The 23,974-nt window shown below is 59.0% G+C and carries 21 protein-coding genes; 13 read left to right on the top strand and 8 right to left on the bottom strand.

What is annotated here, in order from left to right; genetic code table 11:
* Positions 1–94: 94 nt before the first annotated feature.
* Entirely contained in the window at positions 95–961 is an 867-nt protein-coding gene (gene yieE, locus BJP61_RS07895) for a DNA-binding transcriptional regulator YeiE (protein ID WP_038861805.1), read from the bottom strand.
* Between the two features lie 116 nt (positions 962–1,077).
* Between yieE and BJP61_RS07890 the strand changes: the two genes are divergently transcribed.
* Both BJP61_RS07890 and nfo read left to right on the top strand, forming a co-directional pair.
* On the top strand, positions 1,078–2,127 hold the full coding sequence (locus tag BJP61_RS07890) for a YeiH family putative sulfate export transporter (RefSeq protein ID WP_171998105.1): 1,050 nt from the start codon (positions 1,078–1,080) through the stop codon (positions 2,125–2,127).
* Between the two features lie 73 nt (positions 2,128–2,200).
* On the top strand, positions 2,201–3,061 hold the full coding sequence (gene nfo, locus BJP61_RS07885; protein ID WP_171998104.1) for a deoxyribonuclease IV: 861 nt from the start codon (positions 2,201–2,203) through the stop codon (positions 3,059–3,061).
* Between the two features lie 12 nt (positions 3,062–3,073).
* Here nfo and BJP61_RS07880 read toward each other — a convergent pair whose 3' ends face one another.
* The 4 genes from BJP61_RS07880 to fruB all read right to left on the bottom strand — a co-directional run bounded on the left by BJP61_RS07880 (position 3,074) and on the right by fruB (position 7,806).
* Positions 3,074–3,889, bottom strand: a complete 816-nt coding sequence (locus BJP61_RS07880) for a sugar phosphate isomerase/epimerase (RefSeq protein ID WP_171998103.1) — start codon at positions 3,887–3,889, stop codon at positions 3,074–3,076.
* A gap of 131 nt (positions 3,890–4,020) precedes the next feature.
* Positions 4,021–5,721 (bottom strand): PTS fructose transporter subunit IIBC, encoded by a 1,701-nt coding sequence (fruA, locus tag BJP61_RS07875; protein ID WP_075192801.1) that lies wholly within the window; start codon positions 5,719–5,721, stop codon positions 4,021–4,023.
* A gap of 16 nt (positions 5,722–5,737) precedes the next feature.
* Positions 5,738–6,676 (bottom strand): 1-phosphofructokinase, encoded by a 939-nt coding sequence (fruK, locus tag BJP61_RS07870; RefSeq protein ID WP_007750403.1) that lies wholly within the window; start codon positions 6,674–6,676, stop codon positions 5,738–5,740.
* Positions 6,673–7,806, bottom strand: coding sequence for a fused PTS fructose transporter subunit IIA/HPr protein (fruB, locus tag BJP61_RS07865; RefSeq protein ID WP_038861796.1), 1,134 nt, complete (start codon positions 7,804–7,806; stop codon positions 6,673–6,675). Before fruB ends, fruK begins: the two co-directional genes overlap by 4 nt.
* Before the next feature lie 369 nt (positions 7,807–8,175).
* Here fruB and setB point away from each other — a divergent pair, with 369 nt between their 5' ends.
* Entirely contained in the window at positions 8,176–9,357 is a 1,182-nt protein-coding gene (gene setB / locus BJP61_RS07860; RefSeq protein WP_171998102.1) for a sugar efflux transporter SetB, read from the top strand.
* Here setB and BJP61_RS07855 read toward each other — a convergent pair.
* Both BJP61_RS07855 and BJP61_RS07850 read right to left on the bottom strand, forming a co-directional pair.
* On the bottom strand, positions 9,354–9,608 hold the full coding sequence (locus BJP61_RS07855; RefSeq protein ID WP_161579855.1) for a YkgJ family cysteine cluster protein: 255 nt from the start codon (positions 9,606–9,608) through the stop codon (positions 9,354–9,356). The two genes, setB and BJP61_RS07855, sit on opposite strands and share 4 nt — an antisense overlap.
* A gap of 20 nt (positions 9,609–9,628) precedes the next feature.
* Entirely contained in the window at positions 9,629–10,072 is a 444-nt protein-coding gene (locus tag BJP61_RS07850; protein WP_171998101.1) for a GNAT family N-acetyltransferase, read from the bottom strand.
* A 193-nt stretch (positions 10,073–10,265) separates the two neighbouring features.
* On the opposite strand from BJP61_RS07850, the gene yeiP reads away from it, so the two are divergent.
* Positions 10,266–10,838 carry an elongation factor P-like protein YeiP gene (gene yeiP, locus BJP61_RS07845; RefSeq protein WP_007675861.1) on the top strand — a complete coding sequence of 191 codons (573 nt, stop codon included), beginning with the start codon at positions 10,266–10,268 and terminating at the stop codon, positions 10,836–10,838.
* A gap of 66 nt (positions 10,839–10,904) precedes the next feature.
* Here yeiP and uxuA read toward each other — a convergent pair whose 3' ends face one another.
* Positions 10,905–12,095, bottom strand: a complete 1,191-nt coding sequence (gene uxuA / locus BJP61_RS07840; RefSeq protein WP_075192797.1) for a mannonate dehydratase — start codon at positions 12,093–12,095, stop codon at positions 10,905–10,907.
* A 206-nt stretch (positions 12,096–12,301) separates the two neighbouring features.
* Here uxuA and BJP61_RS07835 point away from each other — a divergent pair, with 206 nt between their 5' ends.
* From BJP61_RS07835 to yejF, 9 genes are all read left to right on the top strand, one after another.
* Positions 12,302–13,768, top strand: coding sequence for a fructuronate reductase (locus tag BJP61_RS07835; protein ID WP_075192796.1), 1,467 nt, complete (start codon positions 12,302–12,304; stop codon positions 13,766–13,768).
* Between the two features lie 130 nt (positions 13,769–13,898).
* Positions 13,899–14,885 carry a GTP-binding protein gene (locus BJP61_RS07830; protein WP_171998100.1) on the top strand — a complete coding sequence of 329 codons (987 nt, stop codon included), beginning with the start codon at positions 13,899–13,901 and terminating at the stop codon, positions 14,883–14,885.
* Between the two features lie 31 nt (positions 14,886–14,916).
* The gene (locus BJP61_RS07825) at positions 14,917–15,624 is read left to right on the top strand and encodes a phosphatase PAP2 family protein (protein ID WP_171998099.1); all 708 of its coding nucleotides are present in this window, start codon (positions 14,917–14,919) and stop codon (positions 15,622–15,624) included.
* Positions 15,625–16,049: 425 nt separating this feature from the next.
* On the top strand, positions 16,050–16,619 hold the full coding sequence (gene mepS, locus BJP61_RS07820; RefSeq protein ID WP_171998098.1) for a bifunctional murein DD-endopeptidase/murein LD-carboxypeptidase: 570 nt from the start codon (positions 16,050–16,052) through the stop codon (positions 16,617–16,619).
* Positions 16,620–16,786: 167 nt separating this feature from the next.
* A complete protein-coding gene (locus BJP61_RS07815) occupies positions 16,787–18,349 on the top strand; it encodes a cyclic di-GMP phosphodiesterase (protein ID WP_161579876.1) in 1,563 nt (520 codons plus the stop codon).
* A gap of 95 nt (positions 18,350–18,444) precedes the next feature.
* Positions 18,445–20,250, top strand: a complete 1,806-nt coding sequence (locus BJP61_RS07810; protein WP_171998097.1) for an extracellular solute-binding protein — start codon at positions 18,445–18,447, stop codon at positions 20,248–20,250.
* 8 nt (positions 20,251–20,258) lie between these two features.
* The gene (locus tag BJP61_RS07805; RefSeq protein WP_038861768.1) at positions 20,259–21,359 is read left to right on the top strand and encodes a microcin C ABC transporter permease YejB; all 1,101 of its coding nucleotides are present in this window, start codon (positions 20,259–20,261) and stop codon (positions 21,357–21,359) included.
* Entirely contained in the window at positions 21,356–22,381 is a 1,026-nt protein-coding gene (locus BJP61_RS07800; RefSeq protein ID WP_171998096.1) for a microcin C ABC transporter permease, read from the top strand. Before BJP61_RS07805 ends, BJP61_RS07800 begins: the two co-directional genes overlap by 4 nt.
* Before the next feature lies 1 nt (position 22,382).
* Entirely contained in the window at positions 22,383–23,972 is a 1,590-nt protein-coding gene (gene yejF, locus BJP61_RS07795; RefSeq protein WP_171998095.1) for a microcin C ABC transporter ATP-binding protein YejF, read from the top strand.
* Positions 23,973–23,974 lie beyond the last annotated feature (2 nt).

Below are 23,974 nucleotides of genomic sequence, written 5' to 3'. Positions count from 1 at the left end.
ATGATCGCCGGAGGATTATAAGTAAAGCAGCGAATCGGGGCGGCGGCGGAAAAAAAACTGATAATGAGCGCGCCGTGTGACGCGCTCCGCGAAATCAAAGTTCGCAATAACGCAGAAAGCGCGACAGCGCGCTGGAGAGGTGTTTCTGGCGGTGATGGATGCGATAAAGCGTACGCACCAGCGGCGGCAGCGGCAGTTTTACCTCCACGAGCGAGCCGGTTTCCAGCTGCTCGGCGATAACCCGGCGCGACAGACAGCTAATGCCAAGCCCGTGGCGCACCGCGTGTTTAATCGCCTCTGAATTGCCAAGCTCCATGCTCAGGCGAAACTGCGGCAAATGCGAGAGCAACAGGTAATCGACAATCTCCCGGGTGCCGGAGCCTTTTTCGCGCAGGATCCACGGCGTGGCGGCGAGGCGTTCCAGCGTCACCTCCCCTTCCAGCAGCGGGCTTGCGGGCGACGCGAATACCACCAGCTCATCTTCAAGCCAGGGCTGCGCCACGATCTCCGCCATATGACACGGCCCTTCGATAAGCCCGATATCAACGCGAAAATCGCAGACCGCCTGTACAACGTCCTGACTGTTGCCAACGCTCATCTCAAGCGGCAGATCCGGGAAGTCCCGCCGGTAGCGTGCGATGATTTCCGGCAGAATATAGTTGCCGATGGTGCTGCTGGCATAAACGCGGATCGCGCCGTTGTCGTTGCGAAACAGCCGTTCGATTTCACCCGCCTGCTCCAGCAACGCCACGGTGCGCGGGTAGAGAAGCCGCCCGTGTTCATTGACCACCAGCCGCTTGCCGACGCGGTCGAACAGCTGCACGCCAAGCTGTCCTTCAAGATCGGTGAGCGCCGCGCTGACGGCGGATTGCGACAGTGACAACATCTGGGATGCCTGGGTCGTCGAGCCGCTTTTCAGCACTTCGGCGAACACTTCCAGCTGGCGTAAGGTGATGTGCATGATGACCTCGTTCGGACGCTACGCGCTTACCACTTATTAAGATTAATTATAAATATATAATCAATTTTATTTTTATACCAGAGGGGCATAAGCTTATTCCATCACAGGAGGACGCTATGACCACACTGACATTTTCCGCCCGGCATCATGGGCTTACACATTTTCTGCCCGGCCTTGCGCTGACCGGCGCGCTAACGGCCGTCGCGCTCTGGGGCGGCGCGATCCCCGCCGTCAGCAACGCCGGTTTCAGCGCGCTTACCCTCGCCATTCTTGGCGGAATGATTATCGGCAATACGCTCTATCCGCGCCTGCACAGCCGCTGCGACGGCGGCGTGCTGTTCGCCAAACAGCATCTGCTGCGGCTTGGCATCATTCTTTACGGGTTTCGTCTCACCTTCTGGCAGATAGCCGACGTGGGCGCGAGCGGCGTGCTGGTGGATATCCTGACGCTCGCCAGCACCTTTACCCTTGCCTGCTGGCTTGGGCAGAAAGTCTTTAAGCTTGACCGCGAAACCAGCTGGCTGATTGGCGCGGGCAGCAGCATCTGCGGCGCGGCGGCGGTGCTGGCGACCGAGCCCGTTGTAAAAGCGCAGGCGAGCAAAGTGACCGTGGCGGTCGCGACGGTCGTGATTTTCGGGACGCTGGCGATTTTCGTTTATCCGCTGCTGTGGCCGTGGCTGGCGCCGTGGTTTAACGAACAGAGCTTCGGGGTCTATATCGGCTCGACGGTGCATGAAGTGGCGCAGGTCGTGGCGGCAGGCCATGCGGTCAGCCCGGACACCGAAAACGCGGCGGTTATCGCTAAAATGCTGCGCGTGATGATGCTCGCTCCGTTCCTGCTGCTGCTGGCAGGCCGCGTGAAACAGCTCGCTCCGCGCGGCGGCGAACAGGCGGGTAAAATCACCATTCCGTGGTTCGCGCTGCTGTTTATCGCCGTGGCTGCGTTTAACTCGCTGCATCTTCTGCCGGCGAGCCTGGTGCAGGCGCTGGTGACGCTCGACACCATTCTGCTGGCGATGGCGATGGCGGCGCTGGGGCTGACCACCCATGTCAGCGCGCTGAAAAACGCCGGCGTGCGGCCGCTCCTGATGGCGCTGGTGCTGTTCGCCTGGCTGATTGTCGGCGGCGGCGCTATCAATCTGGCGGTCACGCATCTGCTGGGTTGAACGGACGCGCCTTTCCCTGCCAGGCCCGCTATGATAAAACGTTCCCCCTTTGCGGGTATGACAGGAGAAAACGATGAAGTTTACAGGCGCGCACGTTAGCGCATCGGGCGGGGTCGCTAATGCCCCGGCCCGCGCGGCGGAAATCGGCGCGACAGCCTTTGCGCTGTTTACCAAAAACCAGCGCCAGTGGCGCGCGGCGGCGCTGACGCCTGCCGTCATCGACGCGTTCAAAGCCGCCTGCCGCCAGCACGGCTTTGGCCCGGGGCAGATCCTGCCGCACGACAGCTTTTTAATTAACCTCGGACACCCGGAGCCGGAAGCGCTGGAGAAATCCCGCGCGGCGTTTATCGATGAGCTGGAACGCTGCGCGCAGCTCGGGCTGACGCTGCTGAACTTCCACCCCGGCAGCCATTTGCAACAGATAAGCGAAGACGCCTGCCTCTCGCGTATCGCCGAGTCGGTGAATATCGCGCTGGATAAGACCGAAGGGGTAACGGCGGTGATTGAAAACACCGCAGGTCAGGGCAGCAATCTCGGCTTCCGCTTTGAACACCTGGCGGCGATTATCGACCAGGTAGAAGACAAATCCCGCGTCGGCGTCTGCATCGACACCTGCCACGCATTCGCGGCGGGTTATGATCTGCGCACCGAAGCGGATTGTGAAAAGACCTTCGCGGAGTTCGACCGCATCGTCGGCTTTCAGTACCTGCGCGGCATGCACCTGAACGACGCTAAAAGCGCGTTCGCGAGCCGGGTCGACCGCCACCACAGCTTAGGCGAAGGCAACATGGGCTTTACACCGTTTCGCTGGATAATGCAGCAGCCGCATTTCGACAATATTCCGCTGATTCTGGAAACCATTAATCCCGATATCTGGAAAGAAGAAATCGCCTGGCTGAATGCGCAGCAAACCGGCGGTGCGCAGGCGCGCTGATTAACACGCATCTCAACGCCGCGCGTTAAGCTGCTCTGCAAGCCGCGTCAGCGAGGCAAACCCGGCGCGGGCGCTCTCAATAGCGGGCGCCTGCTGCCAGACGTCGCTGAACACTTCCAGCGACCACGGCCCCTGATACCCGCGTTGCATCAGCGTGCGCGCAAACGCTGCCACTGGCAACTCGCCCTCGCCGGGGTAGGCGCGAAAATGGCGGCTCCACTCCTCTACCGGTAAGTTTTTACGCGGCGCGTCGGCAAACTGTGTAAAAAAGATTTTTTCAGGCGGGATCGTATCGAGTTCCAGCGTATCCCCGAGCGCCAGCACATGGAAGCTGTCGAGCACCAGGCCGAGCGCCGGATTGTCCACAGCCTGCACGCGCGCCCACGCCTGGGTATAGCGATTCACATGGCGGCCCCAGGCCAGCGCCTCGTAGCCCACCCGCGCGTCGAATTCCGCCGCGAGCGCCGCCACACGCGCTAAATCCTCCACCTGCCGCGCCGGGTCGGCGCTGCTCTGCGCCGCCAGATTGCTGCACAGCAGCAGGTCGCGACAGCCCATTTCGCGCAGGGCCTCAAAGGTGCGGCACGCGCGGTCGCGCGTCTGCGGCCACTGTTGCGGCGGCGCTCCTTCAATATTACGCAGCGGCTGAAAGAGAAAAATCGTCAATCCCAGCTCCTGGCACAATGCGGCGAGGCGCGCCGGGCTTTCGCCCCAGGCGGTGAAATCCGGTTCAAAAATCTCCACGCCGTCGAAACCGGCCTGCGCGATGGCGCGCAGTTTTTCCGGCAATGTTCCGGCGACGCAGACGGTGGCGATTGAGCGAAGCACAGCGTCCTCCTGTGAGTTTTGTCAAAGACTTAAGTGTTGACGCAAACCGTGCGGAGGGCAAAAAAAGAGGGGTAACGAGAAGTGACAACGGGGATAAAAAAACTCCCTGCCGGAGCAGGGAGTCTTCATCGTCAGGCTGCTTTCGCCGCCATTTCGCTTTCCGGACGTTTCAGGAAAGCGTAAACCAGACCCGCCAGCAGCGCCCCTGCCACGATGGCGAGCAGGTAGCCCAGCACCGGGCTGATAGCGCCTGGGATGAGCAGCACGAACAGACCGCCGTGCGGCGCCATCAGTTTCGCGCCCACCGCCATAGAGATAGCGCCGGTTACCGCGCCGCCCACGATGCAGCAAGGGATGACGCGCATCGGATCACGCGCCGCGAACGGGATAGCCCCTTCGGAGATAAAGCACAGGCCCAGCACCAGCGCCGCTTTGCCCCCTTCCTGCTGGCCTTTGTCGAACTTACGACGGGCCACCAGCGTTGCGATACCCATTGCCAGCGGTGGAACCATACCGGCCGCCATAATCGCCGCCATCGGCGCATAAACCTGAGAACTGAGCAGGCCAACACCGAAGGCATACGCCGCTTTATTGACCGGGCCGCCCATGTCAGTACACATCATCGCGCCAAGGATAGCGCCCAGCAGAACGGCATTGCCCGTTCCCATGCTTTGCAGCCACGCGGTCAGGCCCGCCAGGATTTTCGCAACCGGCGTGCCAATCACGTAAATCATCGCCAGACCGACAATCAGGCTTGAGAACAGCGGAATGATGAGGATTGGCTTCAGCGCCTCCATGCTCTGGGGCAGCTTCACTTTGCCGCTGATGGCTTTCGCCACGTAGCCTGCGAGGAAGCCCGCGATAATACCGCCGATGAACCCGGAGCCGGTGCTGACCGCCAGCATACCGCCGATAAGGCCTGGCGTTAGACCCGGACGGTCAGCGATAGAGAACGCGATGTAGCCGGCAAGCACAGGCACCATCAGCGCGAACGCGGAGCCGCCGCCGATTTTCATCAGCGCCGCCGCGAGCGTGCCTTCCTGTTTAAAGGCTTCGATACCGAACACGAAGGAGAGCGCAATCAGCAGACCGCCCGCCACCACCATCGGCAGCATATATGAAACGCCGGTCAGCAGGTGACGGTATGGACCGCCGCCGCCCTGGGCTTTCTGGTCGCCCTGCGCGGACGCCGTCTGGCCGGAAGGCTGATACGGCTTCGCGTCGGCCACCGCTTTATCGAATTCCTGCGCGGTTTTCTTCAGCGCAAGACCGGTGGTGGTGCGATACATCGGCTTACCGGCAAATTTCGCCAGATCCACTTCGATATCCGCCGCCACGATAACCAGATCAGCCTGCGCCACTTCTTCCGGCGTGATAGCGTTGCCCGCGCCAACCGAACCGCGCGTTTCCACTTTCACCCACCAGCCGCGTTTTTTAGCTTCAGTTTCAATCGCTTCCGCCGCCATAAAGGTGTGCGCGACACCGGTCGGGCAGGCTGTCACCGCCACGACGCGTTTCGGGCCGCTGGCGCTGACGTTTGCCGCTGGCGCTGCCGCAGCAGGCGCGCTGTAAGGCGCGGCGTGAGATTTCGCTTCGCTTAAGAAAAGCTCCGGGTGCGCCACGGCGCGGTTAATATCGCCGAGGTAAACCTTTTTGCCGTTCAGCGAGGTGTCGCCCGGCACGGCGTTGCCGATAACAATCGCCAGCTCCGCATCGTTCGGGTTGTCAGTCAGTTCCAGATGCGCTTTTGGCGCGGCGGCGCCAAGCAGCGTTTTCGCCATATAAGCGCGGGCCTGTCCACACCCGGGCTCGATAATCAGCAGCGTTTTCATTATGCCTCTCCTGCTGTTAGTGGAAGGGTTTTAAGTCGACACGCGCCATCATGGCGGCCAACTGTGTCCTGTCGGTGATGCCGACGTTGCTCTGGCTGACCGCCAGCGCCGCCACCGCCGTTGCAAGACGTAGGGTATGTTCACTGGATTCACGCATCAGCAGGCCGTAAATGAGACCGCCGACCATGGAATCCCCTGCCCCGACCGTACTGACGACTTCACAGGACGGCGGTTTGGCGATCCATTCACCCGACGCGTTCACCCACAGCGCCCCTTCCGCGCCCAGAGAGATCACCACATGGGCGATACCCTGTTCGCGAAGCGCGTGAGCCGCCTCGATAACATCTTTCAGTTCCGGCAGTTTGCGACCGGCCCAGATCTCCAGCTCGCGGCGGTTCGGCTTCACCAGCCACGGCGCGGCTTTCAGCCCGGCCACCAGCGCCTCGCGGCTGCTGTCGAAGATAATGCACGGGCACTGGCTGCGCAGGCGGGTCATCCAGTCGGTAAACGCCTCCGGGGAGACGCCCGACGGCAGGCTGCCGCTGACGCAGACCATGTCGAACTGACCAAGCCAGGTTAAGGAGTCGTTAACGAAACGCTCCCAGTCGGCAGGCGTCACTTCAAAACCGGAGAAGTTGAGGTCGGTCACTTCGCCGTCTTTCTCCGTCAGCTTGACGTTGATGCGGGTACGGCCCTGCACCACCTGGAAACGGTTGGCGATGCCGAGTTCGCTGAACAGCTGCTGAAAGCCGTCCTGGTTGTCTTTGCCAAGAAAACCGCCGACGGTGACGTCGATACCTAAATCTTTGAGCACTTTGGCGACGTTAATGCCTTTACCCGCCGCGTGCAGGCCAGTGGTCCGCACGAGGTTAACTTCGCCGCGCTCAATCTCTGCGCAGTAACCTACCAGGTCGTATGCCGGGTTAAGGGTAATGGTGGCGACGCGTCTGCTCATGCTGCGCCCTCCCCGAGGCCGGCGTTAATGGCTTCGCCGATGGCGTCCAGCGCCGCCTGCGCGTCATCGCCCTGCGCGGTAAAGCGCAGGCGATGACCTTTCTTCACGCCCAGCGCGACGACTTTCATCAGGCTGCGGCCGTTGGCCGGTTTGCCGGAGCCGTCAAGGTTGGTCACGGTGACATCGCTGCTGAACTGCTTGATGGTATTCACCAGCACAGTGCCTGGGCGGGCGTGCAGGCCGTGCTCGTTGCGCACGGTAAACTCGGCGCTCAGCACATCGTCGGCCAGCGCGTCGTCGCTGGTCAGAAGCGACAGCAGCGTGGCGGCGTCAGCGTTCAGCAGACGTTCAGCTTTATTGGCGATCAGCAGTTCGCTGACGCGGCCCAGCACCTGCAAGGGCTGGTCGTCGGCAACGGCGACGGTCAGCAGGAGACCGACGGTTTCGCCCTCCTGCGTAAACGGCTGCGCCGGACGGCACGCCGCAACGGCGCTGGTCAGGTTGCCATTCGGGCTGTCGGCAAGCCAGACGCCCTGACCGAGATTCAGCGGCTTCGCGTTAATCACATGGCTGACGAATTCCGCGTCCACCGCGCCTGCCTCGCTGAGACGACCGGCGTTCAGCGCCTGCAACGTCACCAGGCTTGTCGCCGCGACGTCAAGCGTGATGGTGTCGTTATCAAGCTTCATGCCCGCGCTTTGCTTCTCGCCCATCAGCAGGGCGCGCAGCTCTTCCGCCGTGGCGGCGGTTTTCAGCTGTTCAGCAATGGCGTCGTCGCTCAGTACATGCGTGAGCTGACGCAGCAGACCGAGATGTTCGTCAGAGCTGGCGGCGATGCCAATAGCGACATAGGCGATTTGATCCTCGCCCCAGGCCACGCCCTGCGGGAACTGAAACACCTGAACGCCAGTTTTCAGCACCTGATCGCGGGTGTCGGTCGTCCCGTGAGGAATAGCGATACCGTTGCCTAAGAAGGTAGACGTTTGCTGCTCGCGGGCCAGCATGCCGTCAACATAACCGGCGCTGACGTTGCCTGCGTTTACCAGCGCGTCAGCCACCTGACGAATCGCCGCTTCTTTATTACCGGCCTGTGCGCCGGGATGGATATCCTGAACAGATAACTGGAACATGGTCTCCTCGCTTGCTGAACCCGAATCGTTTCAGCCGTTGTGAGAAAAAGAGCGTTATCCCGTCAAATGAGCGAAAACGAGATAACGCTGAAACGTTTCAAGAAAGTCTGCATTTTCCATAGCCCGTGCGCAAGAAAAGCCGTTATTCACGTATTGAATATTAGAGATCCCGCACATTTCATCCTTTAGTGAAACGCGACGGCATTCTGTTTCAGCCGGTTTCAGCAGGCGTCAGCTCGCTTTTACAACGTGGCGTTTCATTCTGAAATACCATTTTGATTTTTTGTGGCGTCTCACCCGCTGGCCGCTGTTCAAAGTATGGCAAGGGGCGTAAACTCCGCCCCCTTCTTTCCTGATTTTGTTTTCATTATGCAAAACGACTCCCTCGCCACGCCGCAAAGACCGCTCGACTTCACCTCCGCCTCGTTTCTGATTGTCGCCTTTCTCACCGGTATTGCCGGCGCGCTGCAAACCCCGACGCTCAGCCTGTTCCTGACGGAAGAAGTGCACGCCCGCCCGGCGATGGTCGGCTTCTTTTTTACCGGCAGCGCGATCATCGGGATTTTCGTCAGCCAGTTTCTGGCGGGCCGTTCCGATCGCAAGGGCGATCGCAAGTCGCTGATTTTCGCCTGCTGCCTGTTAGGCGCGCTGGCGTGTCTGCTGTTCGCATGGAACCGCAACTATTTCATTTTGCTGTTTGTGGGCGTGTTCCTGAGCAGTTTTGGTTCCACCGCCAACCCGCAGATGTTCGCGCTGGCGCGCGAGCACGCTGACCGCACCGGACGTGAAGCGGTGATGTTCAGCTCGATTCTGCGCGCGCAGGTGTCGCTCGCCTGGGTGGTCGGCCCGCCGCTGGCCTATGCGCTGGCGATGGGTTTTGGTTTTCAGACGATGTATATCAGCGCCGCCGCCGCGTTTGTGCTCTGCGCGCTGATGGTCTGGTTTTTCCTGCCGTCGATGCGCCAAGAGCCGCTCGCCACCGCAGCGCCTTTAGAAGCGCCCCGCCGCAACCGTCGCGACGCGCTGCTGCTGTTTTCGATTTGTACGCTGATGTGGGGCACTAACAGCCTCTACATCATTAATATGCCGCTGTACCTGATTAACGAATTGCACCTGCCGGAGAAACTGGCGGGCGTGATGATGGGCGCGGCGGCAGGGCTTGAGATCCCGGTAATGCTCATTGCGGGCTATTACGCCCGGAAATTCGGCAAACGCTTTCTGATGCGCGTCGCCGTTGTGGCGGGCGTACTGTTTTATCTCGGTATGCTGACGCTGCAAAGCCCGGCGCTGCTGCTGACGCTACAGCTGCTGAACGCTGTCTATATCGGAATTCTGGCGGGAATCGGGATGCTCTATTTCCAGGATCTGATGCCAGGCCAGGCGGGCGCCGCCACAACGCTCTACACCAACACCACGCGCGTGGGATGGATAATCGCCGGCTCGCTTGCGGGGGTGATTGCAGAACTCTGGAATTACCACTCGGTGTTTTACGTGGCGCTGGGCATGACCGCGGGCGCGGTCTGGTGCCTGTGGCGCATTAAAGACGTTTAAGGCGCGGTGAGCGCCTCAAGATGGATGAGAAACGCCATCGCCGCGTGGCGGTTTGTGCCGCACATCTCCTGCGACGGTTGCAGGCCGCCGCAAACTTTCGGGCGCAGCGGCGAGCCAAAAAGTTTACAGCGCAGGCGTTCGTCAAGCTGGACGCAAGGCGTATTCGCCGGCTTGCCGTCGGGCATACCGGGAATGGGGCTTGAGATCGACGGTGCGGTGCAGCAGGCGCCGCAGTCGGGGCGACAGTCCATAAACTCTCCGTGACGACGCGCTACGCGCCGGTCAGTGATTTTTCAAGCAGCAGCCGGTAATCTGCGGCCTCGCCCTTTTTTTCCACTTCAATAATCTGATAGCCGTTACGGATAAGCAGCATCAACATGGCGCGAAACCGGTTGCGGGTTTTCACGCGCAGCCGCCGGTAGCCATTTTCCTGCGCCCAGCGCTCCTGCGTCTCAAGGAGGCGCTGCGCCACGCCGTCGCGTCGGTACGTGGGCACCACGCCGCCGAGCCAGCTGTAAAATTCGCCGGGCGCCGTTTCATAACCGAGCTTAAAACCCACCGGCTGCGCCTCGTCATACGCCACCAGCGCGCAGGCGGCGCGCTCGCCGATACGCTGGCGGATAGCGTGCGCGTTATGCAGCCCGGCGAACTCCGGGATCAGACGGTAAACAGCGGCGGTCTCTTCAGGCAGGACATGACGGATGGAAATCGACATAGCGCGCTCCTCGCGTGAAAGGCGGGCATTGTAGCGTTTTGCCCGGCCGGGTACAGCCCTGACGCCGAAAAAGCCCGCCGCGCGTCGCTTTTTCGGCACGTCTCGCAATGTACGTAATTCCGCTTGCCTGGCGCGTGTCTCGCGAGTAACTTGTCGCGATATTTTGCATATTCCAGCTTAACAGGACACTCCGATGCCAAGAGCGAACGAAATTAAAAAAGGTATGGTGCTGAATTACAACGGCAAACTGCTGATTGTAAAAGATATCGACATTCAGTCCCCGAGCGCGCGCGGCGCGGCCACACTGTACAAAATGCGGTTTTCCGACGTCCGCACCGGGCAAAAAGTGGAAGAGCGCTTTAAAGGCGACGATATCCTGGACACCATCACGCTGACCCGCCGCTTTGTGGATTTCTCCTACGTCGACGGCAACGAGTATGTCTTTATGGATAAAGAAGACTACACGCCGTACACCTTTACCAAAGACCAGATCGAAGAAGAGCTGCTGTTTATGCCGGAAGGCGGCATGCCGGATATGCAGGTACTGACCTGGGACGGCCAGCTGCTGGCGCTGGAGCTGCCGCAGACCGTGGATCTCGAAATCGTCGAGACCGCGCCTGGCATTAAAGGCGCGTCTGCAAGCGCCCGCTCCAAGCCTGCGACACTCTCCTCCGGCGTAGTGATTCAGGTGCCGGAATACCTGAGCGCCGGTGAGAAAATCCGTGTGCATATCGCCGAGCGCCGCTATATGGGCCGCGCCGAATAAGCGTTAACTGAGTAAAACAAAAGCCCCGCGCTGCGGGGCTTTTTTTATTTCTGCGTGACTTACGGTTTACAGCAGATCCGGGAACAGCACCTTTTTCAGCGCGAGCTCCACGCCGCGTACTTCGGCAAGCCCTTTCAGGCGGCCAATCGCCGAATAGCCGGGGTTGGTTTTCTTACGCAGATCGTCAAGCATCTGATGACCGTGATCCGGGCGGAACGGGATCGGGCGCAGATCGCCTGCTTTTTTACGGCGCTGCTCTTCGGTCAGGATCGCCTTCACCACCGCCACCATATCGACGTCGCCATACAGGTGCGCCGCTTCGTGGAAGGTTTTCGGGTTCGCTTCGCGGCAGGTGGCGCGCAGATGCGTGAAGTGAATACGATCGGCGAAGGTTTCCACCATCCGCACCAGATCGTTATCGGCGCGTACGCCGTAAGAGCCGGTGCACATGGTAAAGCCATTATAAATGCTGTCGACCGTCTCTTTGAGCCACTGCATATCTTCGATAGTTGAGACAATGCGTGGCAGACCGAGGATCGGGCGCGGCGGATCGTCCGGATGCACGGCCAGGCGCACACCCGCTTCTTCCGCCACCGGTACGATAGCTTTCAGGAAATAAGCCATGTTGTCGCGCAGCGCGGCTTTATCGATGCCGTCATATTCAGCGAGACGCGCGCGGAACTGATCCAGCGTGTAGCCCTCTTCCGCGCCCGGCAGGCCGGCGATGATATTACGCGTCAGCGTCTCAATCTGCGCCTCGCTCATGGCGTGGAAATAGTCCTGCGCCTGGCGCTGCTCTTCTTGCGTATAATCCTGGTGCGCGCCGTCGCGCTTTAAGATGTGCAGTTCAAACGCGGCGAAGGCAATTTGATCGAAACGCAGCGCTTTCGAGCCGTCCGGCAGCGTATATTCGAGATCGGTGCGCGTCCAGTCGAGGATCGGCATAAAGTTGTAGCAGACAGTGTCGATGCCGCAGGCCGCCAGATTGCGAATGCTCTGCTGGTAGCGGGCGATATAGAGATCGTACTGACCGGTATGGGTTTTGATATCTTCATGTACCGGGATGCTTTCCACCACCGACCAGGTGAGCCCTTTTTGCGCAAGCTGCGCCTGACGCTTTTTGATCTCCTCTACCGGCCAGACTTCGCCGTTCGGGATGTGATGCAGTGCGGTGACGATGCCGGTTGCCCCGGCCTGTCTGATGTCATCCAGCGATACCGGATCGTTCGGCCCATACCAACGCCAGGTTTGTTCCATCGCCCTCTCCTTAAAAAGTTGTTATACCAATATTGCGAGAACTCATGGTAACTACCATACATGTTTAACCAGAACCGTCAAACCGCGCGCTAGCCTGTATTGATCCAGCTCACAAACCCCGGATATTTACGGCATACCAATTCAATTTGCTGTCATATAACTTTACACTAAGTTTGTTAAATAATGGTTATCAGGATATGTGAGAAATGAATAATATCGCTTCCGCCACGCTGCCTGCTGCGGTTCAACGTCCGGGCTACGACCGCAGCGCCCTGCAAAGCCGTATCGTGCATTTTGGTTTCGGCGCGTTTCACCGCGCCCACCAGGCGCTGCTGACCGACCGTGTGCTTAATCTCAACGGCGGCGACTGGGGCATCTGCGAAATCAGCCTGTTTAGCGGCGATGAGCTGATGACCGCGCTGCGCGCGCAGGACCATCTTTATACCGTGCTGGAAAAAGGCGCCGACGGCAATCAGGCTATTATTATTGGCGCGGTGAATGAATGCCTCAACGCAAAGCTCGACGGCATGGACGCGATCATTGAAAAATTTTGCGAGCCGCAGGTCGCTATCGTCTCGCTAACCATCACGGAAAAAGGCTACTGCATCGACCCGGCCACCGGTCATCTGGATACGCAAAACAGCCGCATCGTGCATGATCTCGACAACCCGCATCAGCCGCACTCCGCGCCAGGGCTGTTGGTGGAGGCGTTGCACCGCCGCCGCGAGCGCGGGCACGCCCCGTTTACCGTGCTCTCCTGCGATAACATTCCTGATAACGGCCATGTGGTGCGTGAAGCGGTGCTCGGCATGGCGCATAAGCGCGACCCGGCGCTGGCGGAATGGATTGCCGAAAACGTCACGTTCCCCGGTACGATGGTCGACCGTATTGTGCCGGCGGCAACACCGGAATCCTTACAGGAAATTGCCGATACGCTGGGCGTCGCCGATCCGTGCGCCATCAGCTGCGAGCCGTTTATCCAGTGGGTGGTTGAGGATAATTTCGTCGCGGGCCGTCCTGCCTGGGAAGACGCGGGCGTGCAGATGGTCGACGACGTTCTGCCCTGGGAGCAGATGAAGCTGCGAATGCTGAACGGCAGCCACTCTTTTCTGGCGTATCTCGGCTATCTGGCGGGATATCAGCACATCAGCGACTGCATGAATGACGCGAATTTCCGCGACGCGGCGCGCCAGCTGATGCTGCGCGAGCAGGCGCCGACGCTGCGCATTCAGGGGGTGGATCTCACCGGGTACGCCGACAGCCTCCTTACGCGCTTCGCCAATCCGGCGCTGAAGCATCGCACCTGGCAAATCGCAATGGACGGCAGCCAGAAGCTGCCGCAGCGTATGCTGGATTCCGTGCGCTGGCATTTGCAGCACGGCGGCGAGTGGTCGCTGCTGGCGCTGGGCGTGGCGGGCTGGATGCGCTACGTCAGCGGCGTGGATGACCGCGGCCAGCCCATTGATGTGCGCGATCCGCTGGCGGAAAAAATCGCGGCGCTGGTGCAGTCGAGCCACGAAGATGAGCGCGTCGGCGCGCTGCTGACGCTGAAAGAAGTATTCGGCGAGGAGCTGGCGCAGCATCCGCTGTTTATCCACACCCTGAACGCCGCGTGGCAATCACTCTGCCGACTTGGCGCAAAAGAAGCGGTGGCGCGCCTCGCACGCCGCTGATTTTAACCCTGAATGCTTTTAACGCGGATGCGGCGCCTGCTCGTCCGCGTTGCCTCTTCTCATCCCTGCCATTTTTATCCAGAATGATGCCTGATGATTTATTTCCGCCAGATATTTATCAGGAGCGCATGTGACTCGTACCAATCTTATTACCGGCTTTCTTGGCAGCGGCAAGACCACCACCATCCGCCACCTGCTGGCCCATAAAGATCCGGCGGAAAAATGGGCCGTGCTGGTGAATGAATTTGGCGAAGTGGGCATTGATGGCGCGCTGATGGCTGACAGCGGCGCGCTGTTAAAAGAGATCCCCGGCGGCTGCATGTGCTGCGTCAACGGCCTGCCGATGCAGGTGGGGCTCAATACCTTACTGCGCCAGGGCAAACCGGACAGGCTGCTGATTGAGCCGACCGGACTGGGACATCCTAAACAGATTCTGGATATGCTCACCTCGGCGGTGTATGAGCCCTGGATAGACCTGCGCGCCACGTTGTGCCTGCTTGACCCGCGCCAGCTGCGGGATGAGAAATATGTCGCAAATGAAAACTTCCGCGACCAGCTCGCCGCGGCGGATATTATCGTCGCCAATAAACAGGATCGCAGCGACGAAGAAAGCCTGGCGGCGCTGCGCGCCTGGCGTGAGGAATATGCGGCTGACCGTGAGCTGGTGTTCGCCACCCAAGGCAAAATCGACCTCGCGCTGCTTGATAAGCCTCGCCTTAATCTGCGCGAACTGCCCGCGAGCGCCCATCACGCCCATTCGCATGCAGCGCGCAGCGGCCTTGCAGCGCTGAGCCTGCCGGATAATAAGCGCTGGCGACGCAGCCTCAATAGCGGCCAGGGGCACCACGCCTGCGGCTGGATTTTTGATGCCGACACGGTGTTTGACACGACAGGCATTCTCGAGTGGGCGCGGCTTGCGCCGGCGGAGCGCGTTAAGGGCGTGCTGCGTATTCGCGAAGGGCTGGTGCGTATTAACCGCCAGGGCCTGGATCTGCATATTGAAACCCAGAGCGCGCCGCCGCCGGACAGCCGCATCGAGCTGATTACCGCCGAGAATACTGACTGGAACGCCCTGCAATCGGCCTTGTTGAAGCTTCGTTTAGACGAATCGCTTTAACGTTACCCTTTTGCGAAAAAATCAGACTGTCATGACTAACACACGTATCCCCGCGATCCTGCTGCTGAATCTTGCAGGCGCCGCTCTCTTTCTTTCCTGGTATCCGCCGGCGCAGACCGGCTTCTGGTTTACCCTCGATGCCGGGATTTTCCACTTTTTCAACCACCTTGCGGCCACCAGCCATAGCTTTTTATGGTTCCTGGCGATAACCAATAACCGCGCGTTCGACGGCTGTTCGCTGCTTGCGATGGGGCTGCTGCTGCTCTGGTACTGGCGTCGCGCTACGCCATCAGGCCGTCGCTACATTATTATCATGGGCGTGGTGATGCTGCTCTCGGCGGTGGTGCTGAATCAGCTTGGTCACCTGCTGCCGGTGTCGCGTCCGAGCCCGACGCTGACGTTTGAAGACAGCCTGCGCGTGGGGAACGTGGTGGGAATTTCGACTAAAGACGCCTCGACCGACAGTTTTCCGGGCGACCACGGTATGATGCTGCTTATATTCGCCGGTTTTATGTGGCGCTATTTCGGCGTTAAAGCCTTTACGCTCAGTATGCTCATATTCTGCGTTTTCGCCCTGCCGCGCATGATGATTGGCGCGCACTGGTTCACGGATATAGCTGTTGGCTCTTTGTCAATCATTTTTATTGGTCTTCCGTGGATTTTATTGACGCCGCTTAGCGATAAAATAATTACCTGGCTTAATAATCATCTGCCCGGTAAAAAAACAACAACTCCATAACAATTAATTAATAGATTAAAAATAACATCAACAGGGATCGTTAAGGGTCCCTGTTTATTTTTTGCCCTAACCCTGCCAGACGCTTTTTGCAAGACTTTCACAGATTCGTCATAAAAATGAAGGCGTTGACTATTTTTACGTCAGTTTTTGAGGCGTTCTCTTTTCCCGTCTTTACGGTTCTTGACCATTACAATTTCTTATAAAAAAATGATTAAAACCACTCGCCATATGGGCTTTGTTCAGGTAATCTCGGGAGCGTTTTGCGGTTTAAGGGCATTTATTGGTAATGCAAATAAAAGTGTGCACTAACACACAATTTAGCTCACCAGGAATTGTCTTACCCCCCAGAGCTCATTAGTCTCGGCACGTTTAGCATCTTTTATAACGATTTTTATCGTTAAGGACTTCAAGGGAAAACAAACAAAATGGTCAAATCTCAACCAATTTTGAGATATCTCACTCGGGTCATCCCCGCTGTGGCTGTGGCAATTCTGCTGTCAGCATGTAGCTCTACCAATACCGCAAAAAACATGCATTCTGAGACGCATGCAGTAGGTGAAAACGACGGGCTGTTACTGCAAGCCTCTCAGGATGAATTTGAACAGATGGTTCGTACGCTGGATGTGAAATCCCGCATTATGGATCAGTACGCTGACTGGAAAGGCGTGCGCTATCGCCTCGGCGGCAGCACCAAAAAAGGCATCGATTGTTCCGGCTTCGTGCAGCGCACCTTCCGCGAACAGTTTGGTTTAGAACTGCCGCGCTCAACTTACGAGCAGCAGGAAATGGGTAAATCGGTTGACCGCACCCGCCTGCGTACAGGCGACCTGGTGTTATTCCGCGCCGGCTCGACGGGCCGCCACGTGGGCATTTACATCGGCAACAACCAGTTTGTGCATGCGTCAACACGCAGCGGCGTGATGATCTCCAATCTGGATGAACCGTACTGGAAGAAGCGCTATAACGAAGCGCGCCGCGTACTTGGCCGGAGTTAATACTCAGCGTGACGATTTCCCTTGATTGTCTGTGCTGAACGATAAAAAAACGCTGCTGATGCAGCGTTTTTTTTGTCTGCGCGCCAGCCGCGCCCTTTCTCCCTCACTTTCTGCGGTATTGTCTGTTAAGCTGATGCCACGCTCGTTGCTCGCACGGGAACTGAATGATGTTATCCAGTCCGCCTTTTGCATCAACCCTCTCCACTCCCCGTAAAATCCTTCTTGTCGGCATGGCGACAGGAATTGCCCTGGCGTTTATTGTCACGCTCGCTGCCCGCGGCTGGCTGCATCAGCAGCGAGAAGCGCAGTATGATCTGCTGGCGCGCGACATCCATCAGTACCTCAACACCTATTTCACGCAGTTGAAAGCCTCCGCCGATGCACTGCAGCCGCTGACGCTCGCCGAATGCGGCGCGGTTTCCGCCGAACTCACGTCGCGCGCGGCATTTAACGTCAACGTGCGCGCGTTTTTGCTGATAAGAAACGGCGCGGCGTATTGCTCCTCCGCGACTGGCAGGCTGCAACTGCCGCTTCGCGACTTCGCGCCGGACATCGATACCCGTAAAGCGGTGGATATCAGTATTATTCCCGGCACGCCGATGATGCCGGATAAGCCGTCGATCGTGATGTGGTTTGGCAATCCGCTGATGGAAGGCCGCGGGATCGTTACGACGCTTAACGTCAACCTGACGCCCTATCTTATCTACACCGCGCGCCAGAACGATCTTAACGGTCTGGCGCTGGTGGCGAAAGATCGCGCCCTGACTACGTTTTCCGGCAGGGCGATGACGCCCGACGAACTTCCCGCCGAGCCGCTACGCAGTGAAAGCGTGCAGGGTTATCCGCTCAAACTTTATCTCTACGGCGACACCATGCCTGCCGAAGACCGTCATCTGGCGCTGTTGCTGGGTTTATTGCTGGGTGTCCTTGGCGGCGTGCTGACGGTTGTCCTGCTGGCGCTGCGCGCGCGATCCGGGCGGGAGATTGTCAGCGGCATTAAGCGTAACCAGTTTTTTGTGGTCTATCAGCCGGTTGTGGACGCCGCCACGCGCCAGATCCGCGGCGTCGAGGCGTTAATGCGCTGGAAACATCCGACCGCAGGCATGATCCCGCCGGACGCGTTTATCAGCTTCGCCGAGGCGCAGGGGCTTATCGTCCCGCTTACCCGACACCTGTTTAAACTCATCGCCCAGGATGTGCCTCGCCTGCAGCAGTCGCTGCCGCCCGGGGCCAAGCTCGGCGTGAATATCGCCCCCGGCCATCTTCATTCAGCGCAGTTCAAAACCGATATTCAAAAGTTTCACGCCTCGCTGCCGCCGGACTATTTCCAGCTGGTGTTTGAAATGACCGAGCGCGACATGATCCGCGAAGAAGAAGCGCTCGATCTCTTCGACTGGCTGCACAAGCAGGGTTATGAAATAGCGGTTGACGATTTCGGCACCGGGCACAGCGCGCTGATTTACCTTGAGCGCTTTACGCTCGATTACCTGAAAATCGATCGCGGTTTCGTCAACGCGATTGGTACCGAAACCATCACCTCGCCAGTGCTTGACGCCGTGATAAGCCTTGCGAAACGCCTGAATATGGTGACGGTCGCCGAAGGTGTGGAGACGCTTGAGCAGGCGAAATGGCTGAGCGAGCGCGGCGTCAATTTCCTGCAGGGTTATTATTTCAGCCGCCCGGTGCGTGCCGCCGAGCTGCCGGCGAGCATGAAGGAGATGGACTCATAACGCGGGGCTATTTCACAATCGCGCGCGGCTCCCTTATTATGCAGCCATGCTGTTACCGCGCCCGTTCAGGCCCCGCAGAAGGACATACCACCTCAATGATTGCACGCGCGTTCGTTTTGCTGTTTCTGATGTTCAGCGCTGTTTGTCAGGCGCAGACCATTCATGAAAGCTACTCGCTGGCGGTACTCGGGGAACCGAAGTATGCCGTCAACTTCAACCATTTCGATTACGTCAACCCGGCTGCGCCGAAAGGCGGCAACATCACGCAGGCGGCGCTCGGCACCTTTGATAATTTCAACCGCTACGCGCTGCGCGGCAACCCTGGCGTGCGCACCGAAACGCTTTACGACACGCTGTTTACCAGCTCCGACGACGAGCCGGGCAGCTACTATCCGCTGATTGCCGACATGATCCGCTACCCGGATGATTTTTCCTGGGCGGAGGTAACGATTAACCCGCAAGCGCGCCATCACGACGGCTCGCCCATCACCGCCAAAGATGTCGCGTTCACCTTTCATAAATTCATGACCGAGGGCGTGCCGCAGTTTCGTCTGTACTACAAAGGCGCCACGATGAAAGCTATCGCGCCGCTGACTGTGCGCATCGAGCTGGCGCAGCCGGGTAAAGAGAATATGCTGGGCCTGCTGACGCTGCCGGTGATGCCGGAAAAATACTGGCGCGACCATAAACTTAGCGATCCCCTTTCCACGCCGCCGCTGGCGAACGGCCCTTATCGCGTCAGCCAGTGGCGCATGGGGCAATACATTGTCTATTCCCGCGTGAAGGATTACTGGGCCGCGAATCTGCCGGTCAACCGCGGCCGCTGGAATTTCGACACCATCCGCTACGATTACTACCTGGATGACAATGTCGCTTTCGAGGCGTTCAAGGCAGGCGCGTATGATTTCCGCCCGGAAACCAGCCCGAAAAACTGGGCAACGCGCTACAACGGCAGCAATTTCGAGCGCGGGTATATCATTAAAGACGAGTTTGAAAACACCACCGCACAGGATGCCCGCTGGCTCGCGTTCAATATTCAACGGCCGTTTTTCGCCGACCGCCGGGTACGTGAGGCCATTTCGCTGGCGTTTGATTTCGAGTGGATGAACAAAGTGCTCTTTTATAAGGCCTGGCGTCGTCCGAACAGCTATTTCCTGAATACCGACTACGCCGCGCGCCATTACCCGGACGCCGACGAGCTCACTCTGCTGGCGCCGCTGAAAAAAGCGGTGCCGCCGGAAGTCTTCACGAAAATTTACGAGCCGCCGGTATCGCGCGGCGATGGTTTCGACAGGGACAATCTCATTAAAGCGCTGGCCTTACTAAAAGAGGCAGGCTGGGAATTGAAAAACAACAAGCTCGTTAACCGCGCGACCGGCAAACCGTTCGCCTTTGAACTGCTGCTCGGCTCAGCGGGCAATAACCAGTGGGTGCTGCCGTTTCAGCACAGCCTGGCGCGGCTCGGCATGACTATGACCATTCGCCAGGTGGATAATTCGCAGCTCACCAACCGACTGCGCAAACGCGATTTCGACATGATGCCGACGCTCTATCGCGCTGCGCCGTGGCCCGACACGGGGTTGCAGATGAGCTGGGCGTCAGACTACATCGATTCCTCCTGGAATACGCCCGGGGTGCAAAACCCGGCGGTGGATAAGCTCATTGAGCAGATTATTGAAAACCAGGGCAATCAGCAGAAGCTGCTGCCGCTTGGCCGCGCGCTCGACCGCGTACTGACCTGGAACTACTACATGATCCCGATGTGGTACGCTGCGACGGATCGCGTGGCAGTGTGGAATAAATTCTCCCGCCCCGCCACGCGCCCGCTCTACACTCTGGGCTTTGATACGTGGTGGTATGACGTCAACAAAGCCGCCGCCCTGCCAGAAGCCCGGCGCTAAGGAAAATTATGGGCGCTTACCTGCTTCGCCGCTTGCTGCTGCTGATCCCGACGCTCTGGGCCATTATCACTATTAACTTTTTTATTGTTCAGATAGCCCCTGGCGGCCCGGTCGACCAGGCGCTCGCCGCCATCCAGTTTGGCGGCGGCACCGGCGTGCCGGGCGTTCAGGGCGGCGAGATGAACAGCGCTTCCCGCCCGCAAAACGGCGTGGTGAATGTGAACGAGAGCCACTATCGCGGCGCGCGCGGGCTTGACCCGGAAGTGATCGCCGAGATAACCCACCGCTACGGATTCGATAAACCGCTGCATGAGCGTTACTTCAACATGCTGTGGAACTACGCCCGTTTCGACTTCGGCGACAGCCTGTTTCGCAGCGCCTCGGTGCTGGATCTGATTAAAAACAGCCTGCCAGTGTCGATAACGCTCGGCCTGTGGAGCACGCTGATTATCTATCTGGTATCGATTCCGCTCGGCATTCGTAAAGCGGTCAACAGCGGCAGCCGCTTCGACGTCTGGAGCAGCGTGGCGATTATCACCGGCTACGCCATTCCGGCGTTTCTGTTCGCCATTCTGTTAATTGTCGTCTTCGCGGGCGGCACCTGGTTCGATCTCTTCCCGCTGCGCGGGCTGGTGTCGGCCAACTTTGACACGCTGCCGTGGTACCAGAAAATCACCGACTACCTCTGGCATATCACGCTGCCGGTGCTGGCGACGGTGATTGGCGGCTTCGCGACGCTCACCATTCTCACCCGCAATGCGTTTCTTGATGAGATCCGCAAACAGTATGTGGTGACGGCCCGAGCGAAAGGGCTTGGCGAGCAGCAAATCCTCTGGCGTCACGTGTTTCGCAACGCCATGCTGCTGGTGATTGCGGGCTTTCCGGCGACCTTTATCTCCATGTTTTTCACCGGTTCGGTGTTGATCGAGGTGATCTTCTCGCTTAACGGCCTCGGGCTGCTGGGCTATGAAGCCACCGTTTCGCGCGACTATCCGGTGATGTTCGGCACGCTCTATATTTTCACCCTGGTCGGCCTGCTTTTAAATATCCTCAGCGATATCACCTATACGCTGGTTGACCCACGCATTGATTTCGAGAGGCGCGGATGAGGGGATTGAATCCGGTGAATCAGGCGCGATGGGCGCGGTTTCGCCATAACCGGCGCGGTTACTGGTCGCTGTGGATTTTCGCGGTCATTTTTGTGTTGAGCCTGTTTTCGGAGCTTATCGCCAACGATAAACCGCTGGCGGTGCGCTATCAGGACCACTGGTATTTCCCGCTGGTCACTGCCTATAGCGAGAGCGATTTCGGCGGCCCGCTCGCGACGCCCGCTGATTATCAGGATCCCTGGCTGCGCCAACGGTTACAGGACAACGGCTGGGTGCTCTGGGCGCCAATAAGATTCAGCGGCACCGCGATTAACTTCGCCTCCGAGCGCCCCTTCCCCGCCCCGCCGTCAGCACAAAACTGGCTCGGTACTGACGCCAACGGCGGCGACGTGCTGGCGCGCATTCTCTACGGCACGCGCATCTCGCTGCTGTTCGGGCTGATGCTGACGATATGTGCGAGCGTCACCGGCATTACCGTTGGGGCCGTTCAGGGCTACTACGGAGGCAGAATCGATCTGTTCGGCCAGCGTTTTATTGAAATCTGGTCGGGCATGCCGACGCTGTTCCTGATAATTTTGCTCTCAAGCGTAGTGCAACCGGGTTTCTGGTGGTTGCTGCTAATTACGGTGCTGTTTGGCTGGATGACGCTGGTGGGCGTGGTGCGCGCCGAATTTCTGCGCACCCGCAACTTTGACTATATTCGCGCCGCCCAGGCGCTGGGCGTCAGCGACAGGGCTATCATCTGGCGTCATATGTTGCCCAATGCGATGGTGGCGACGCTGACGTTTCTGCCGTTTATTCTTTGCGGCTCGATTACCGTGCTGACAGAGCTTGATTTTCTGGGCTTTGGGTTACCGTTAGGCTCGCCGTCGCTCGGCGAACTGCTCCTGCAGGGCAAAAATAACCTTGAAGCGCCCTGGCTTGGGCTGACCGCCTTCTTCTCGCTGGCGATTTTACTGTCGCTGTTAATTTTTATCGGCGAAGCGGTTCGCGACGCCTTTGATCCGAGTAAGGCGGTCTGATATGGCGCATCCTTTGCTTTCCATCGACAACCTTTCCATCGCGTTTCGCCAGCAGGGCGTCGAGCGCCTGGTGGTGGATTCGCTGTCGCTTACCATTGATCCGGGCGAAACCCTGGCGCTGGTGGGCGAGTCGGGCTCCGGTAAGAGCGTCACGGCGTTGTCGATATTGCGCCTGCTCCCGTCCCCGCCGGTGGTCTATCCGCAGGGTGATATCCGCTTTAAGGGACAGTCTCTGCTTAACGCCGGCGAGCGTGAATTGCGCGCGGTGCGCGGCAACCAGATAGCGATGATTTTCCAGGAGCCGATGGTCTCCTTAAACCCGCTGCATAGCGTCGAAAAGCAACTTTACGAAGTGCTGTCGCTGCACCGCGGCATGCGCCGCGAGCCCGCCCGCGCCGAGATCCTCACCTGTCTTGACCGGGTCGGCATCCGCAACGCCGCGCAGCGGTTAAACGACTTTCCGCACCAGCTCTCCGGCGGCGAACGCCAGCGCGTGATGATTGCGATGGCGCTGCTGACGCGTCCCTCGCTACTGATTGCCGATGAACCCACCACGGCGCTGGACGTCACGGTGCAGGCGCAAATTCTGCAACTGCTGGCGGAACTCAAACGCGAGCTCAATATGGGCCTGCTGTTTATCACGCATAACCTGAATATCGTGAAGCGGCTCGCGGATAACGTGGCGGTGATGCAAAACGGACGCTGCGTGGAGCAGAACCGCGTCGGGCCGATTTTCACCGCGCCCGCGCATGACTACACCCGGCGGCTTATCGCCGCTGAGCCGGATGGCGAGCCGGTGCCGCTCCCCTCGCCTGCCGCGCCGCTGCTGCACGTGCGCGACCTGAGCGTGGCGTTTGAACAACGCCGCGGGTTGTTCCGGCGCCGGTCGGGTTATCATCATGCGCTGAAAAATTTAAGTTTTACGCTGCACGCGGGCGAAAGTCTGGGGCTGGTGGGCGAGTCGGGTTCCGGTAAAAGCACCTCCGGGCTGGCGCTGCTTCGCCTGATCGCCTCAAAAGGCGAGATTATTTTTGACGGCCATCCTTTGCACCAGCTTAACCGCCGCGCGCTATTGCCGCTGCGCCGCCGCATTCAGGTCGTGTTTCAGGACCCTAACTCCTCGCTTAATCCGCGTCTTGACGTATTAAGCATTATCGCCGAAGGGCTGCGCGTGCATCAGCCGACGCTCACGCCGTCGCAGCGCGAGACGCAGGTGATTGACGTGATGCGTGAAGTGGGTCTGGATCCCGAAACGCGCCATCGCTACCCGAGCGAGTTTTCCGGCGGCCAGCGCCAGCGCATCGCCATCGCGCGGGCGTTGATCCTTAAACCAGAGCTGCTGATCCTCGATGAACCGACCTCCTCGCTCGATCGCACCGTGCAGGCGCAGATCCTGGCGCTGCTGAAAAAATTACAGCAGACGCACCGGCTCGCTTACCTGTTTATCAGTCACGATTTACAGGTGGTACGCTCGCTGTGTCATCAGGTCGTGGTGTTACGTCAGGGAGAAGTGATTGAGCAGGGCGACTGTCGGGAGATTTTCGCCGCCCCGCGTGAGGCCTATACGCGCGAGCTGTTAACGCTGCGCTAACG

This window comes from Cronobacter sp. JZ38 (assembly GCF_008932145.1).
Taxonomy (GTDB): domain Bacteria; phylum Pseudomonadota; class Gammaproteobacteria; order Enterobacterales; family Enterobacteriaceae; genus Cronobacter; species Cronobacter muytjensii.
This window is presented reverse-complemented; position numbering and strand designations above follow the sequence as displayed.